Origin of the sequence: Zarconia navalis LEGE 11467, from assembly GCF_015207075.1 — a bacterium.
Classification (GTDB): Bacteria; Cyanobacteriota; Cyanobacteriia; order Cyanobacteriales; family Geitlerinemataceae; genus Zarconia; species Zarconia navalis.
This window is the reverse complement of sequence record NZ_JADEXN010000045.1, coordinates 1-15,474: the sequence shown is the minus strand read 5'-3', so window position 1 is coordinate 15,474 and position 15,474 is coordinate 1. Positions and strand designations below refer to the sequence as shown.

Below are 15,474 nucleotides of genomic sequence, written 5' to 3'. Positions count from 1 at the left end.
AGCGAGTGGTGCTACTCGAACAAACCACCCAAGACGGTTACGGTCATGCGGTCTATTGTGCCAGGGATTGGGTCGGCGGCGAACCGTTTATGTTGCTGCTCGGGGACCATATCTATCGGTCAGAGACCGAAATATCCTGCGCTCGTCAGATGAGGGAAGTCTACGATCGATCCGGACGTAGTACCATCGGACTGCGGGTAATGCCGGGAAACACCATTCACCTGAGCGGTTGCGCCACGGGAACCTGGCAGGATGCGGACGCGAAGGCTCTATCTCTAACTCGCATCACCGAAAAACCAACCATCGAGTACGCACGACAGCATTTGCACGTTGAGGGATTGAGAGAGGATGAGTTTCTGACGATGTTCGGAATTTACATCTTAGACGCCAAAATCTTCGAGTATCTCGAACATCACATTGCCGAAAATTTCCGCGAAGGGGGTGAATTTCAGCTCACTTCTTGTTTGGAGAAATTGTGCCGGGAAGAGGGGATGACGGGGTACGTGGTGCAGGGGGAATGCTTTGACTTCGGCATTCCCGAAACGTACCAACAAACGGCAAGGGATTTTGGACGATAGCGGTTTTCTTCTTCCATTGCCCCCGTGCCGCCGGGGTAGGCACGGGGGCACTACCCCTACACCTACTGTTGTTCGCATTTCACTTCCCAGTCCTCTGCGGTGTCTGCGATCCAAAAGAATTGCGATCGTCAACTCGACTGAACCTCAGTGAGATTCACCTCAAATCGCTCTCCGGGAGTGGGTTCGATGACTTGAGTTTTTAGGTTGTTGCCGTCGAGCGTTTCCCTCAACTCCTCAACACTGCCCTGCTGTTGCAACACCTTCACCAACACCCCCTCAAATTCCACATCTCCCCCTGCCGCCGTGGGTAAGATAACCTGTGGTTCCAGCCATTGCGCCACTTCGGAGACCGAATCTCGTCCTTGAATAATCGGCCCGAGAAGCGGCACCTTCAAATTGACAATGGGAACCATCAAGACATCGATCGATCCGGCATCTTTCAAGGATGGAGAATGATAGCCGTGGGGTTCGTAATAGATGCTGCCATTCCCAGACAATTCCCGGAGAATGTAGCCATTTTCCACCAACAGCGGTCCGATAGGCGAGCCGGGAACGGCCTCGATTTTGACGGTATTGTCTAAGGTAAAGGTTTCGCCGTGGGCTAAAGCCGTGACCTGGGTATATCCGAGCGATCGTACGACCTTCGCCGCCTCAACCGAACCCACCACGGGAATCGCGCGATCGAGTTTCTCCAAAGTAGGCGGGTGAGCGTGATCCGTCAGACCTTGAGAGAGCAAAATCAGATCGATATTTTCCGGAATCGGACGCGGCGTGCGACGCTGACCTTTAAATAACCAACCCAAGCCGCCAAAGACTAACGGCCCCACCAGCCAAGGGTCGAGGAGAATTCGTTTTTCGCCGATTTCAATCAGCCAGGAATTGCTATCGAGGTAAGTCAGGTACACGAGCGTTTGGATGAAGTTTACTACGGTCTCTTTCAAAAGATAGCGTAGAAAGTTCTCTCCTCCAATCCGGATAACCGGTCTGACGATTTTAGGAACCCGTGGGGATGGACTTCGATCGAAGTTGGCAATCGATCGCAAATATTAACGGGTGCGATGACTTCATGGTTCAGCTCTCGAGCCTCAATCCCAGACCCGCTCGCTTTTTTGTATTGCCGACCCGAAGCGCGATGGGAAAGATCGATTTGTCAAACCTTTATATTGATGAGATTCTGGTCAGTTTTTTTATCGATCTAATGGGAAACTCTATGATGGAAATATATACTCAAAGATTCTGAAGTAGCTAATCGATGGTTGAACTGCCCCAAGATCTAGATGAAGCGATTGCCCAGGCTCGAGTGGCAACGAAAGCGGCGATCGAAGACGGACACCGCCGATTGCTCGTGGAGCTAGTGTTTCCCGAACTCAAAGCTCAACCCATTACCGAAAAATTTTTGCCCGCGTTCGAGGAATGGGGAACCACTCTCAAGGTTTTCTTTCCCGATACGGGGGCAGCAGCCCTCGCTCGCCGAGATTGGGGAGAGGTTCCCTTCAAAATTGCGGACTTGGGCAGTCGTAATCTCCCTATTGAGACCCAACTCGACCCGGAGGACGAGTGTTTTTTGATTATCGAACCTTCACCGGTGGAAGTGTCGAAAGTGGAAAAACTTTGCCAGGCTGCTGGGGATCGCCCGGTGGTGATGCTGTTGCCCCGATTAGAAGATGTTTCGATCGTGGGAATTGGCTATGCTGCTCGTCAGCTTCGGGAACGTTTTCTCTCGACTCTAGAATCTTGTTACTACATTCGACCCTTGCAGGATGCCTCTGTTTTTCGCTGCTATCCTTCTCCCTGGCAGGTTTGGATCGATACTGAAGATGGAACGAATCGGGTGGTGTCCGAAACGACGGCAAAACCAATGGGTGAAGCTTTAGAGCAGATTTTGATGCGGGCAACTGGAGAATCGACCCCAGGTGACGATCCTTTGGAGTCTTCATCAGGGTCTCCGCGTAAGGGAAAAGGTCTTTTATCAGGGTTGAAAGGCTTTTTAAAAGCCTTGAATCAGTAAAGTTCCTCGCTCGCGAGAGGGATTCGATTTCCAATTGACGGTATTGGCAAACAGATTTGGTTTTAGGGTAATGACTCAACGACGGATTGTAATTGGTGACGTTCACGGTCACTATGAAGGACTGGTACAACTCTTAGAGGAAATTGCACCCGGAACGGACGATCGGGTCTATTTTCTGGGGGACTTAATCGATCGCGGCCCGCAAAGTCGTCAGGTGGTCGAGTTGGTGATGAATAGTCCCTACCAATCTTTGCTGGGCAACCACGAACAAATGATGCTCGGAGCTTTTCCCAACGGTACCATCGATTATCCCGCCCTTCAGGCCTGGTTGTGCGGAGGGGGTCTGGCGACCATCGAGAGTTATCCCGATCGCTGCATTGATGCAGCACATCTCGAATGGATGCAAAGCCTACCCATTTACCTCGATTTAGGCGATCTTTGGCTGGCTCATGCGGGAGTCGATCCCAAACTCAAACCGGAGGAGCAAACCGCTCGCGAGTCGTGCTGGATTCGCCACGAATTCCACTCTCATCCCGAACCCTACTTCCGGAATAAGCTGATTATTACCGGTCATACAATTACATTTACCTTACCCAATATCCAGCCGGGACAGTTGGCTGCCGGGCCAGGTTGGTTGGGCATCGATACGGGAGCGTACAGCCCCAAAAGTGGCTGGTTAACGGCGTTTGATGTCACATACCAGCGAGTGTATCAGGTGAATGTTTTCGAGCGGCGCGCGCGAACGAAAACTTTAGAGCAAGCAATCTCGCTGGTGAATCCGGCTGAAGTGGGGCCGCGCAAATCGTCTCCGATACTGCGATCGTCCATTTCTGTTGCTTAAATCGTCCGCACCGACGATGCAGGCGATCGATTCGGCACTCCAAGGGTTGTTCAGTCGATCGTTGAGGTCTTGACGCGTGTCATCTAGCCTTTAAGTTGACACCTCTGCATCTATTCCGTTCCCAATTCTCCACCACAGTAGATGGAAAGGGGTGCTTCGGGACGCAAGACGATCGGCGATCGTCTAAATTTCTCATCTCAATATAGCGCTACGCGCTAGGGAACAGGGAACAGTAGACTGTGAGAGGCTTCTAAGATTTAGGAATGTCCTAACTAATCTGCGTAGCGCTATACGTCGTGCGTTAGAGTTTGCAGGAGAATATCCCGTTACAAGCGATATCGCTCGGCGAAAATATAAAGTTTGAATCAAGCCAAGCTCAATTTTAGATAAAATAGCCTCAACGAGCGGGCAATCTCTCAAGTCAATATGTTAATCTCCAAGACACGTACCTGACTTTCGACGATTTTGCGAATGACAGGTGAGCTTTTTTCGATCGGAGTTCTCGATCGGTCGATCGAGTCGTGCATCTATTCCGAATTGATTTTGTGTCACGATTCGCCATCGTCAGAATAAATTAATATTTTGACTTCACAGGATAGAAGTTAAACATATGTTCTTTTTTGTCGATTGTGGCATTGAATTTAAGCCGATCGATTTCATGAATATTCGCTCGTTCTAAGATCTAAAATCAATAGAAGATCTCATATTTATGAGGTCTATATAAGTTTAGAAGCGAATTTAAATTTCTGTTGTCTTGAATATCGAGTACTCGTGGTTCGAGGTCGATCGCACTCAAGTTATAATTGCAATTTAAAGCTCTATTCCATCTAAATTTAAAGTCAAAAAAGCTAACTCGAACGGCTTTTTTGAATAATCTCTAATGATTTTTACTTTTGTAATGTTCGAGATCGGGGTCGCAAATACTTATTTCACCAACACAACAGGAGTGAGTTATGACGACAGTTATGGTGATAGAAGATAGTCTAGCTCAGCGCGAACTGATCTCTCATATTATCAATCGAGGTGGATGGAAAGTAACAAAGTTTAGTGATGGAATCGAAGCTTTACGATCGCTAAATTCTCAACTGCCAGATTTGATTCTTTTAGATGTAGTCATGCCTCGCATGAATGGTTACGAAGTGTGTCGTCGACTTAAAAAGAATCAAACCACAAAAAATATTCCAATTATTCTCTGTTCGAGTAAAGGACACCAGAGCGATCGCTACTGGGCGATGAAACAAGGTGCAGATGCCTATTTGGTTAAACCCTTTCATCCGATCGAACTGTTGAAAACTGTGAAAATAAATCTCGAGCGAGCATCAAATCCGAAGCTTGCTAGCGTCATGAATGGGCTGTCTTACTGTCAAACAGCTTAGTTGAAGTTATCGAAGACAAAAAATGTGAGATGTAAATCAGACTCAAGATAGATCTCAAGTTAAACGGCATTATTTCATACTAAGAAACAATGACTTACGATTCGGTTAGATCTGCCACCAGTATTGAGACATTGACAATAACTCTATATCTCGAAGGATTACGACTTCCATGAGGAAACCGACTCAATATAAACGGTTCTGTTGCCAGAAGCCGAGCATTTCCACACAATCGTCCGATCCCGATCGTCTGTTGGTTCGCGATCGCCAAAATCCTCAGAACGCTTCTCAAATTCCCCCCTTCAATGTTGCCCTCGATCGAGCCTGGCATCAAGCTGCCTGCGAAAGGAAAGTGCTATCGGTTCTCTTGATTAAAATCGAGTATTGCCCTCACCGCAAAGCAAGCTGGGAATTTCGGACGAAGGAACAACTTTGCCAACAGATTACCCGCATCCTGCGAGGTAATCTGTATAATGCCGAAGCTCGCATTTTCCGCTACGCTCATCGCAGATTTGCATGTATTTTGCCGCAGATTAATGCTTCGGAAGTCCAATCGATCTGCCATTTGCTGCCCATTACCCTACGCGCCATCGGACTCGTCCCGGTTATGGGAGCTACTGCCGTCCAACCCGCTCTGATGGATGCCGATCCCGACTTTCTTGCCCAAGCTTCCGAAGCCGCCATCTACCAAGCCAGCCAGAAAAAAAGTCTCTGTTGCGTGCTCAACGCCACCCAACCCCAGTTACTCGCGCGGACGGTGTACGCAAAGCTTTCCCAAATGCCAAACCGCGATCGGGTGTGGATCAAGCTCTCCAGTCGAACCCTGAAATTGGAAAAGCACCAGCGAGTTGCCACCCTTGCCGGAGAGTGCAAAACAGGATAAAACGTCAGGGAGCCTGCCGTTTATCTCATATTGACGAACTTGTGATTCATCGCCATCGGGTTTCTACCGCTTCTAAAACCCAAAAAACATCGAAGTCCCGCCGTCGAACCGCCCACATCGGTCACTTCCAGCTCGAGTGGTTTGGAGAATGGTCTTTCCACTGGAGCGATGTTTATCAATGGTTGTTGATGACATCCTGGCAGAAGTTCTTCGGACTGATCGTTGGGGCGTATTTTGCCATTAACCTTCTATTTGCCCTCGCTTACGTCGCCGGAGGAGATGGGATCGAAAATGCCGAACCCGGTTCGTTCTGGGATGCATTTTTCTTCAGCGTGCAGACGATGGCTACCATCGGCTATGGGGCAATGTATCCCAAAACCCCCTACGCTCATTTTCTCGTTACCATCGAAGTCCTCATCGGTTTGCTAGCTGTGGCGATGGCGACGAGTTTGATGTTTGCCCGCTTTTCTCGCCCCACCGCTCGCATTCTCTTTTCGCAAGTCGCTGTTATCTGTCCTTACAACGGCGTGCCGACGCTGATGTTTCGAGCCGCCAACCAACGCAGTCACAAGATCGTCGAAGCCCAAATTCGCGTTACCCTTCTACGTCAGGAAGTGACCTCAGAAGGTCATCAAATGCGTCGGTTCTACGAACTCTCCCTCGCCCGTGCCTACAGTCCGTTCTTTTTGCTCTCGTGGATGGTGATGCATCCGATCGATCCAGCCAGCCCCCTTCACGGCGAAACCCTAACATCCCTCATCGATCGCGATGCCCAGATCGTCGTCATGCTCACCGGACTCGATGAAGCTGGCTCTCAGACCGTTCACGCCAGTTATCTGTACGCTCCCGAAGATATACTGTGGAACCATCGCTTTGTCGACGTACTCACCCCATGTCCTAGTGGCGCTCGCTATATCGACTATCCCCGCTTCCACGATACTCAACCGCTGAGCTTAGAAAACTGGTAGCCTGAACATAGGCTTAATATCCGATCGAATAGGAGACAGGAATTTGAGAAACGCACAACCGCAGCAAAGTTGGCAAGCTTTAGTCGGTGGAATCGCCGTGGCTTTTGCCATTCTTATTGCCTTCAGCTCGTTTGTTATTATCAACCCCGGTCAAGCGGGGGTCATTAGTATTTTGGGAAAAGCTAGAGATGGCGCATTGCTCGAAGGTATCCACATCAAACCCCCAATCATCTCCCAAGTGGATGTCTACGATGTGACGGTGCAAAAGTTTGAAGTTCCCGCCCAGAGTTCTACGAAAGATTTGCAGGATTTATCCGGTCGCTTTGCGATTAACTTCCGCCTCGATCCGTTGCAAGTGGTCGAAATTCGACGCACTCAAGGAACGCTTGCCAACATCGTCTCGAAAATTATCGCCCCTCAGACTCAGGAATCGTTTAAAATTGCCGCAGCCCGACGCACGGCGGAAGAGTCGATTACCAAGCGCACCGAACTCAAAGAGGATTTCGATAAGGCATTGGAATCTCGCTTGGAAAAGTACGACATTATCGTTTTGGATACGAGCGTGGTCGACTTGAATTTCTCACCGGAGTTTTCCAGAGCGGTTGAAGAAAAACAAATTGCCGAACAGAGCGCGCAGCGGGCGGTTTACGTTGCTCAGCAAGCCGAACAAGAAGCTCAAGCGGAAATCAACCGCGCTAAAGGTCGAGCGGAATCCCAAAGGCTGATTGCCGAAACCCTCAAAGCGCAGGGAGGACAACTCGTTCTGCAAAAAGAGGCGATCGAAGCGTGGCGCGAAGGTGGCGCTCAAATGCCGAAGGTTTTGGTCACTGGAGGCAATTCTGGTGGCGTACCGTTCTTGTTTAACCTCAAGGATTTTGAGGACTCTTCGCTCTAACTGACCGTTTTATCGCGTTTTTCATTAAGGTAGAGCTGATGGATAAGGTGGGCTGTTGAGTGATGAGTGTTAAATTTAACGTCTAACTCGAAAAACTGCTCACCTACAACTTCTTGAAAATAAGAGCTACATTTTTGAAAATAGCGATCGACTCAAGTTTGTAACGATAACTGACGATCGTCAGTCGATCTCAACCGGGAAGAAGCGCAACAATCGCTACAGGCGCTGCCAATATCTACTTATTCAAAGATAAATACAAATTGGATCGGGTCTATGACACATCTTTCCCGATTTTAGGAAAACCCCCCCCGCTTATATGAGTACGAGTAAATACTCATCTATCAATTTTTTCGTGAGTTCGAGGTGAGTTCAAAGCTGAGTTCAAAGCTGAGTTCATCTTCCCAATCTCCTTCTCGATAATAAGAATATCAACGATCGGGTACTGGTAAGGGCTGCAAATTTTAGAGCGCAGACTGCCAGTTATTGCACGCGATTACCGATCGCTGATTTCTGTTTTAGCAGAACACTGGAGTTCATCGAGTGAAGGAGATCGACGATGAAAATGGAAATAGACGGAACTCAGCACAAAATTCGAGTTTTCTTAAATGATGGCACGCAAATTATTGGTGCTGTCTTTATCAAAGGCTATCGCGCCCGTTTGTCTGACTTAATCAACAATTCTCAACCGTTCCTAAATATTGTCAATGCTCAGCTTTCTAGCCAAGACGGAATCGTCTCTCATCCTTTTCTTTGTCTGAACAAACCAACGATTCACTCAGTTATTGAAGAATCAACTCCTCGGAAAAACAACCAGATAATGGCTTCATGTCCAGAGATCGAACTGAATTAGGATATTGAGTTGCGACACCGTATCTAAACTCTCTCATTTACCTAATTTGTTCTGAAGTCATGAATACTATTACATTACACGGAACTCTAAACTCCTCAACAACAATTGCCGCAATCCTTCTATTGGGTTTAACAAGTCAAACTCCCCAACTCTGGGTCAAATTTGCTTCCCCGATTCGTCAGTCTCTGCCCCACTCAATCTCTAATTTTGAGCCCCCGACGAATGGCTCTCCTCGCGGTCGAGATGATGCGGGAAGTCGATGGAGAGTTCCCAAATTGGAAGCATTCTTAGCAATCTGTGAATGTGACAGCATCAGAGGATCGGATAATTTTTTTGATGGAGATGGAAGACCCCAATCCGATTGTCGTAACGGTGGTGGAAGCCGCATGCGCAAGCGTTCACAAAATTCGACAATGGTTTCTTAGGGCAATATTGAAGAAATCTGAATAAAAATGCTTTAAAATCCCGAAATAAATATAGGACATCGCTTTTGAGAATCGATCCACCAGCTTGAAGATAAAGCAACACCATGAACGCACCCCACCAACCTGGAGAGATTGTAGCCGATCGCTACCGCATTGTGGAAACCTTGGGAGAAGGGGGAAACGGCATCACCTACAAAGCCGAACCCTTAGAAGATAATCTGCTTGAAAACGGTCGATATGTTGCCCTCAAAGCCTTGTCTCTGCGGCAAATGAAAGATTGGAAACCCCTAGAACTGTTCGAGCGAGAAGCGCGAATTTTGCAGCATCTCAACCATCCGAGCATTCCATGCTATCTCGATTATTTTCACGTCGATACCCCGGAAAATAGAGCCTTCTATATCGTTCAAGAGCTGGTGGAAGGGCAATCTCTCGCGGCGATGGTGGAGAAGGGTTGGCGTACCAACGAAGCGGGGGTAAGACGTATCGCTATACAGGTATTAGAAATACTCGTCTATTTGCACGATTTAAAACCCCCCGTTATTCACCGAGATATCAAACCTCAAAATTTGATGTGGGGAAAAGATGGCAATGTTTTCTTAGTCGATTTTGGGGCGGTGCGAGATACCGATCGCAGTACCTTGGCACGAGGTAGCACTATTGTAGGAACTTTTGGGTATATGGCTCCCGAACAGTTTCAGGGTCATGCAGTTCCGGCGACAGATTTATACGGTTTAGGTGCGACGGTATTGTTTTTATTAACCCATCGTTCCCCTGCAGAATTACCCGAAGAACGGCTAAAAATTAGTTTTCGATCGCGGGTGCAAATTAGCGATAGTTTTGCCGATTGGTTGGAGAGGGCGATCGAACCGGATGCTGGCGATCGATTTGCGTCGGCACGGGAAGCCTTGGGTTTGTTGCGGGGAAAGGTTGTGGTGGGGAAACGGCGATCGTCTTTTCCGTTCGCTATTTTATCTGGCATTGGGGTAGCAGCGATCGCCATTGGAATAATTTTAAATCATTTCCAGTACGCCATTTTGGACTTGATGAGATTTACACCCGATCTATGTGATGCTGCTAGTTTAGGTAATACCAATTTGATTCGAGGTTATCTCGACAAAGGAGGTAATCCAAATATTAGATTGGAGGGCGATCGCTCTCTGCTAGACTGTGCATTAGAAACTGACGAGCTAGACCTCGTTAAACTGCTGCTCGATCGAGGTGCAGATATTAATGCGAAAAACGAACAAGGTGATTCTCTCCTTCACCTTGCTTTTAAAACCAAGCAAAAAAAATTAGTAAAACAGCTAATAAAATTAGGTGCAGATATAAATCTAGAAAATAAAGATGGATACATTCCATTGCATTTTGCAATGGGTCAAAAGTGGATAAATATTGCAGATTTATTACTCAATTCTGGAGCTAGATTGGGTAAAAATGAGCTTAAGTCAGGATATTATATGGGTTATACTTTGCTACATCTTGCAATTTTGAATTCTTGGGAAGAATGGACAAAGCTTTTAATTAAAAAAGGAACAGATGTCAATATTAAAAATAGCCAAAAGGAAGGAATTACACCTTTACATTTTGCGACAAGATACAGTCGATCGGACACGATCGATTTTTTGATTGTTAAAGGTGCAGACGTGAATGCAAAATCTTTTGGCTTGTCTTACTATAGTCATAGTGATACAATGGCTACTCCATTAAGCTCATTATTGGGTTTTAAATATGGAATTCCTACCATCCGAATGCTCCATGGTCGAAATTCAGAAGATTTTCAAACAGAGTTAGATATACCCGTTGCCGATCGACTTTCTGCAGCTCAGCTCTTAATTGATGCAGGTGCAGATGTGAATTTCAGACCTTATGAGAGTCGAACACTACTGCATATTGCAGTGCTAGAAAAAGATAGAATAATTTCAAATTTTTTAATTGAGAATGGTGCTGATGTCAATGCGCTAGATGTAGATGGAAGAACTCCCTTGAATCTCGTTATAGAACAACAATATAGCTCATCAATCGTCGATTCGAGCCAACAGTCTGAAAATTCTATACTAGATGTCATATCGTTACTAATCGCAAATAATATAGATGTGAATCTTCCAGACAAATGGGGATTTACACCTATTCAAAATGCAATTTTAGCCGATCGAAAAAAAGTAGTAAATTTTTTAGTGTTAAAAGGTGCAAAAATCGATCGACAAAACCCTTTTGGTAAAATATTATTGTATCGCGCACTTTTAAAAAACAACGGTTTTTATACTAATGCTGAAATTATGTCTCAATTAATTTTGGGTGGAGCCAATGTGAATGCGACAGACGAGCAAGGTATTACTCCTTTAGACCTAGCGAAAGCAATGGATAGTAAAACGATAATATTCATGCTTCAAAATTATGGAGCGATAGATTCTGGTTTATGCAAAAATATGGGATATCCTATTTATCATGGGAAAGAATATACAGGAAAGATTAAAGTTGTTTGTCATGGAAAAAAATCTGTTTTGGAGTTTACACTTAACAACCATAACCTCAACTAATCGATCGCTCAAGCTACAATAACCCTTACCCACCCAAATGCCCCTCATAGCCACGATCGCTCTAATGACTAGCACTGACGTCACTTGGGAAAAATTTCCCGATGATTTTGTCTTACCCTGAGGCTAAAGTTCGTACCAACATGGCAGCGCAACACCAGCCAGGGGAAATAATTGACAACCGCTATCGCATTCTCCATTTTTTGGGACAAGGGGGTATCGGTACGACTTACGCGGCCGAACACCTGGAAACTGGGGAAAAAGTGGCGCTCAAAGCTGTCTCTCTGTGCCAAGTGGATGACTTCAAGGTGCTCGAACTGTTTGAGCGGGAAGCGCGAATCTTAGCACAACTCGACCATCGGGCAATTCCTTGCTACGTGGATAGCTTCCAAGCAGGTAAGCGCCGCAGTCGGGTGTTCTACCTGGTACAACAGTTAGCCGAAGGTTTGTCGTTGGCGAAGTTAGTAGAGATGCGTTGGCATCCCGATGAAGCGAAAGTTCGACAGATTGCCGAACGAGTTTTAGAAATCCTGGTTTATTTGCAGCAACTGACACCTCCAGTGATTCATCGAGATATCAAACCGGAAAATATTATTTATCGTGCTGACGGGGAGCTTTTTTTGGTGGATTTTGGCGCAGTGCAAGATGTATATCATCACACCTTGACTGGGGGAAGTACGGTGGCAGGAACCTATGGCTATATGGCACCCGAACAGTTTCGAGGTAAAACTGTTTTAGCGACAGATTTGTATGGGTTGGGAGCAACGCTAATTTTTCTGCTGACCCGAAAACCTCCCACTGAGTTACCACAGCGCAAGTTAAAAATTTATTTTCGATCGCACGTCCGCATCGAAAAACGGTTTTGCAATTGGATCGATCGCCTTATCGAACCGGTTGCCGACGATCGATTCCTTTGTGCTGAAGAAGCTTTAGCGGTTTTACAAGGTAAACCCGAGTTCGATCGTCAGACAAGCACTCCCCAAACTCGAAGACCGACAAATAGTCCGATTACTTTAATTAACGATCGCGATCGATTACTTGTAGAAATTCCACCGATTTGGCTTCGTAGTCCTCACAGCCGTTTATTTGCCCTTTTTCCGGCTATTATCGATGGTTTTTTACTCCTCATGCTGTGGATAACTGCGATTTCTAGCTACGTTCTCACCCCTGTAGGTTCGATTTATATAAGTATCTATGGATTGTTTGGATTGGGTCTGTTCGTTCAGTTTTTACACAGTTCTATTTTTCGTTTGGTTTTCAAAACTGACGTTAACGAATTTGCTTTACAACGTTATTTTTTTAGATGGTGTTACCAAACAGTTCAAGGACGAACAAAAGAGATTATAGAGATTGAGTTACAACCGATCGGGTTATCGATGAATAAAGACCCAATTACTGTTTGCACGCTGCGGTGTCGCTTGCGTCAATATCGCTTTGGTTGCTTCCTCACGGAAATGGAAAAAGAATGGTTAGTGGCGGAAGTTCGAGAATTTTTGGCAAACTCTAGAGAATCGATCGTTAAAAAATAATTATAAAATAGACAGTTAGTTACTCGTGCCAGTCTTTTAGCTCAAATTAAGAGCGACTATTAAAAAAGTAGAATAGCCGTTTATATTACTTATCTTCTATAAATTTACTGTCCAGTTTTGTTAATATTTGCTCAATGTTTTCAGTAGCGTATCCGATAGCTTTTGCATCTTTATTGTTCAGTGAAATCCAAATATCTCTCAACTCCTCCGCAATTTCACTATCTTCACAGCAAAACATCGTTCGCAAATTTTTCATGAATCGAACCAAAACTCGATCGCTATTTTTAGCCAGTGCGTGAATTTTCAGAACTTTAAAATATTGAATATCTTCTGTCTCTAGCACTTCATCAATTTCATCTAACGATCGAGCGACAAATTCTTCAATTGTGTATTTCTTGACCAAAGGTTGTAGTGTAAACAAAACTTCCGATTCTTCAGTAGTTTTATCCAAAAGAGATCGTCTCTCTAAAGACACTAAAGCCTCTAATACTTGAGATCGGGTATATGGCAACAGTAAGTCTTCATAAAGCCGAGCAAAAGAAATCGGTTCCCCCTCGATCGCCAACCAGTACGCTAACTCTTTTTCCAAGTTGGAAAGACGGTTGACGTGTTGCTTGAGTAACGTTCGTAGGCGATCGCCCAATACCAATGTATTTTGACTTAAAAAATTGATAATATCGCCGTTAAAGACCTCCCGAATCATGGTTGCGATCGTCCTAATGGCTAGCGGATTGCCGCCGTATAACTCGATGAGTTTGTCTAATCCAGACTCCCTTCCCGAAAATCCTTTGACCACAAATAATTTCTGGGCACTTTCTGCATCTAGTCCCTGTAATTGCACAGAACGAACAGGTAACGTTTCTCCTTCATAAGCGGCAATTTCACCCAGCTTCTCCCGACAAGTGAGCAGCAGACAGCTTTGATGGCGATCGCTCCCCATTCGCTTGAACAAATTGCCGTAACCTTCGTATCCTTTGAGATATTGACCGATCGTTCGGCGACGCGACTTTCCCTCTCGACTCCCCAGAATGGCTTCCACTTCATCGAAAACCAACAAACAGCGCTGCTGCTGCAAGTGTCCCATTAGTTGAGAAATTCCGACCTGAATATCTTTCGATTCAAGTGTTTCCCGTCCGTCGGATAAAAATTGAATCAGACTCTCTAATAATTGGGGAAGCGGTGGCGTTCCCAGTAGCGATTTCCAAATCAGACAATCGAACTTGTCCTGAATTTGGTCAACCAACCTCACCGCTAGCGATGTTTTGCCAATACCGCCAATTCCCAACACGGCAACGAGTTTGCACCTCTGGCTAACAATCAACCGTTCCAGGCAATCCAACTCCGTCGCGCGTCCGTAAAAACTGGAAATATCTGGCGCTTCTCCCCAGTCTTGGCGAGGTGACAGCGGAGATTTTGGCAAAACATCGAGATCGACAATTGCCTGCCAATCTTCTATCCCCACGGCCTGACAAATTCCGATAAAACTCTCTGGCTGTATGGGAATCCGCCGCCAGAATCGCCGAATCGTTGCTTGGGTGGTGTAGGCTTCCTCCCACCACAGAGGGGTTCGGGTTTTCGTCCATCCCTTACGCCACATCGCCTGTTCGATCGTTTCCAAACCGCGATCGGATGCTCGCAATGTTTCTGCCATTTTTGCCCTCGCCTGTCCCTCCTTTAAATTCTGCCTGAATTCAGCGCGTTTCGGGCCAATATTTCAAGGAACGGTAACGGCTCTCGATCGCCCAAGCTAAAATACTCGTAACCCCCGAAATTCCCCTCACCGCGATGATTGCCCTAACAGCCGACACCCAAGTCACCTGGGAAAAACTCCCCGATGATTTTGTTTTACCCGACGATCCCGTGGATAATATCAACCAACCGCTTGTGGCCATGGCGCTCACCGACAGCCTCGGTGTCGCCGGAAAACTTTCTCAAACCACCCTCACCCCCACCAACTACGCCATCTGCGCCACTCTCGACGGTAAGTTCGTCGTCAAAGCCCCCGATTGGGCGTTTATCCGGGAAATTTGCGTCTCCCGTCAAGAAATCGATCGCAGTTATACCCCCCACCTCCAAGGGGAAATTCCCAGCATCGTCATGGAATTTCTTTCGGCAACCGATGGCGGGGAATATTCCACCAAACCCACCTATCCCCCAGGAAAGTGGTTTTTTTACGAAGAAATCCTCCAAGTTCCCTACTACGTGATTTTCGATCCCGATAACGGAGGGGTGGAAGTGTATCGTCGCAACGAGTCGGGTAACTATAAATTGCAAACCTGCGATGAAAGCGGACGGTTTCCCATTGCATCGATGGAACTGAGTTTGGGAGTGTGGGAAGGAACGCGAGACAACCGTACCGGTTACTGGCTGCGCTGGTGGGATAACGAGGGCAATTTGCTGTTGTGGGGGTCTGAGTTAGCCGAAGCCGAACGAACCCGCGCCGAAGCCGAACGCACTCGCGCCGAAGAAGCCGAATCGGCACTGCAAGTGGAGCGAGTTCGCGCCCAACAAGCCGAGTCGGAGTTAGAACTTCTCCGGCAGCGCTTGCGAGAAGCCCAAATCGACCCGAATCTCCCCCCAGAATAGGGAG

General features: G+C 46.6%; 13 protein-coding genes. 11 read left to right on the top strand and 2 right to left on the bottom strand.

Annotated elements, in window-relative coordinates; genetic code table 11:
- A partial coding sequence (locus IQ235_RS04140) for a sugar phosphate nucleotidyltransferase (protein WP_264320231.1) occupies nucleotides 1–578 on the top strand: 578 nt, incomplete at its 5' end.
- Between the two features lie 128 nt (nucleotides 579–706).
- Here the strand turns inward: IQ235_RS04140 and IQ235_RS04135 are convergent.
- Nucleotides 707–1,483 (bottom strand): MBL fold metallo-hydrolase, encoded by a 777-nt coding sequence (locus IQ235_RS04135; RefSeq protein ID WP_264320232.1) that lies wholly within the window; start codon nucleotides 1,481–1,483, stop codon nucleotides 707–709.
- A gap of 347 nt (nucleotides 1,484–1,830) precedes the next feature.
- Between IQ235_RS04135 and IQ235_RS04130 the strand changes: the two genes are divergently transcribed.
- The 9 genes from IQ235_RS04130 (at nucleotide 1,831) to IQ235_RS04090 (ending at nucleotide 12,884) form a co-directional block, all read left to right on the top strand.
- Complete coding sequence (locus tag IQ235_RS04130; RefSeq protein ID WP_264320230.1) at nucleotides 1,831–2,586, top strand: DUF1995 family protein; 756 nt, start codon at nucleotides 1,831–1,833, stop codon at nucleotides 2,584–2,586.
- A gap of 70 nt (nucleotides 2,587–2,656) precedes the next feature.
- A complete protein-coding gene (locus tag IQ235_RS04125; protein WP_264320229.1) occupies nucleotides 2,657–3,427 on the top strand; it encodes a metallophosphoesterase family protein in 771 nt (256 codons plus the stop codon).
- Between the two features lie 953 nt (nucleotides 3,428–4,380).
- A complete protein-coding gene (locus IQ235_RS04120; protein WP_264320228.1) occupies nucleotides 4,381–4,803 on the top strand; it encodes a response regulator in 423 nt (140 codons plus the stop codon).
- Between the two features lie 169 nt (nucleotides 4,804–4,972).
- Nucleotides 4,973–5,683, top strand: a complete 711-nt coding sequence (locus tag IQ235_RS04115; protein ID WP_264320227.1) for a nucleotidyl cyclase domain-containing protein — start codon at nucleotides 4,973–4,975, stop codon at nucleotides 5,681–5,683.
- A 41-nt stretch (nucleotides 5,684–5,724) separates the two neighbouring features.
- Nucleotides 5,725–6,651, top strand: a complete 927-nt coding sequence (locus IQ235_RS04110; protein WP_264320226.1) for an ion channel — start codon at nucleotides 5,725–5,727, stop codon at nucleotides 6,649–6,651.
- Nucleotides 6,652–6,694: 43 nt separating this feature from the next.
- Entirely contained in the window at nucleotides 6,695–7,546 is an 852-nt protein-coding gene (locus IQ235_RS04105) for a prohibitin family protein (protein ID WP_264320225.1), read from the top strand.
- Nucleotides 7,547–8,102: 556 nt separating this feature from the next.
- On the top strand, nucleotides 8,103–8,396 hold the full coding sequence (locus IQ235_RS04100) for a DUF6812 domain-containing protein (protein ID WP_264320224.1): 294 nt from the start codon (nucleotides 8,103–8,105) through the stop codon (nucleotides 8,394–8,396).
- A 580-nt stretch (nucleotides 8,397–8,976) separates the two neighbouring features.
- On the top strand, nucleotides 8,977–11,358 hold the full coding sequence (locus IQ235_RS04095) for an ankyrin repeat domain-containing protein (protein WP_264320223.1): 2,382 nt from the start codon (nucleotides 8,977–8,979) through the stop codon (nucleotides 11,356–11,358).
- 101 nt (nucleotides 11,359–11,459) lie between these two features.
- On the top strand, nucleotides 11,460–12,884 hold the full coding sequence (locus IQ235_RS04090; RefSeq protein WP_264320222.1) for a serine/threonine protein kinase: 1,425 nt from the start codon (nucleotides 11,460–11,462) through the stop codon (nucleotides 12,882–12,884).
- 85 nt (nucleotides 12,885–12,969) lie between these two features.
- On the opposite strand, the gene IQ235_RS04085 is transcribed toward IQ235_RS04090, so the two are convergent.
- A complete protein-coding gene (locus tag IQ235_RS04085; protein WP_264320221.1) occupies nucleotides 12,970–14,535 on the bottom strand; it encodes an NB-ARC domain-containing protein in 1,566 nt (521 codons plus the stop codon).
- 134 nt (nucleotides 14,536–14,669) lie between these two features.
- Here IQ235_RS04085 and IQ235_RS04080 point away from each other — a divergent pair, with 134 nt between their 5' ends.
- Entirely contained in the window at nucleotides 14,670–15,470 is an 801-nt protein-coding gene (locus tag IQ235_RS04080) for a Uma2 family endonuclease (RefSeq protein WP_264320220.1), read from the top strand.
- The last annotated feature ends 4 nt before the right edge of the window (nucleotides 15,471–15,474 follow it).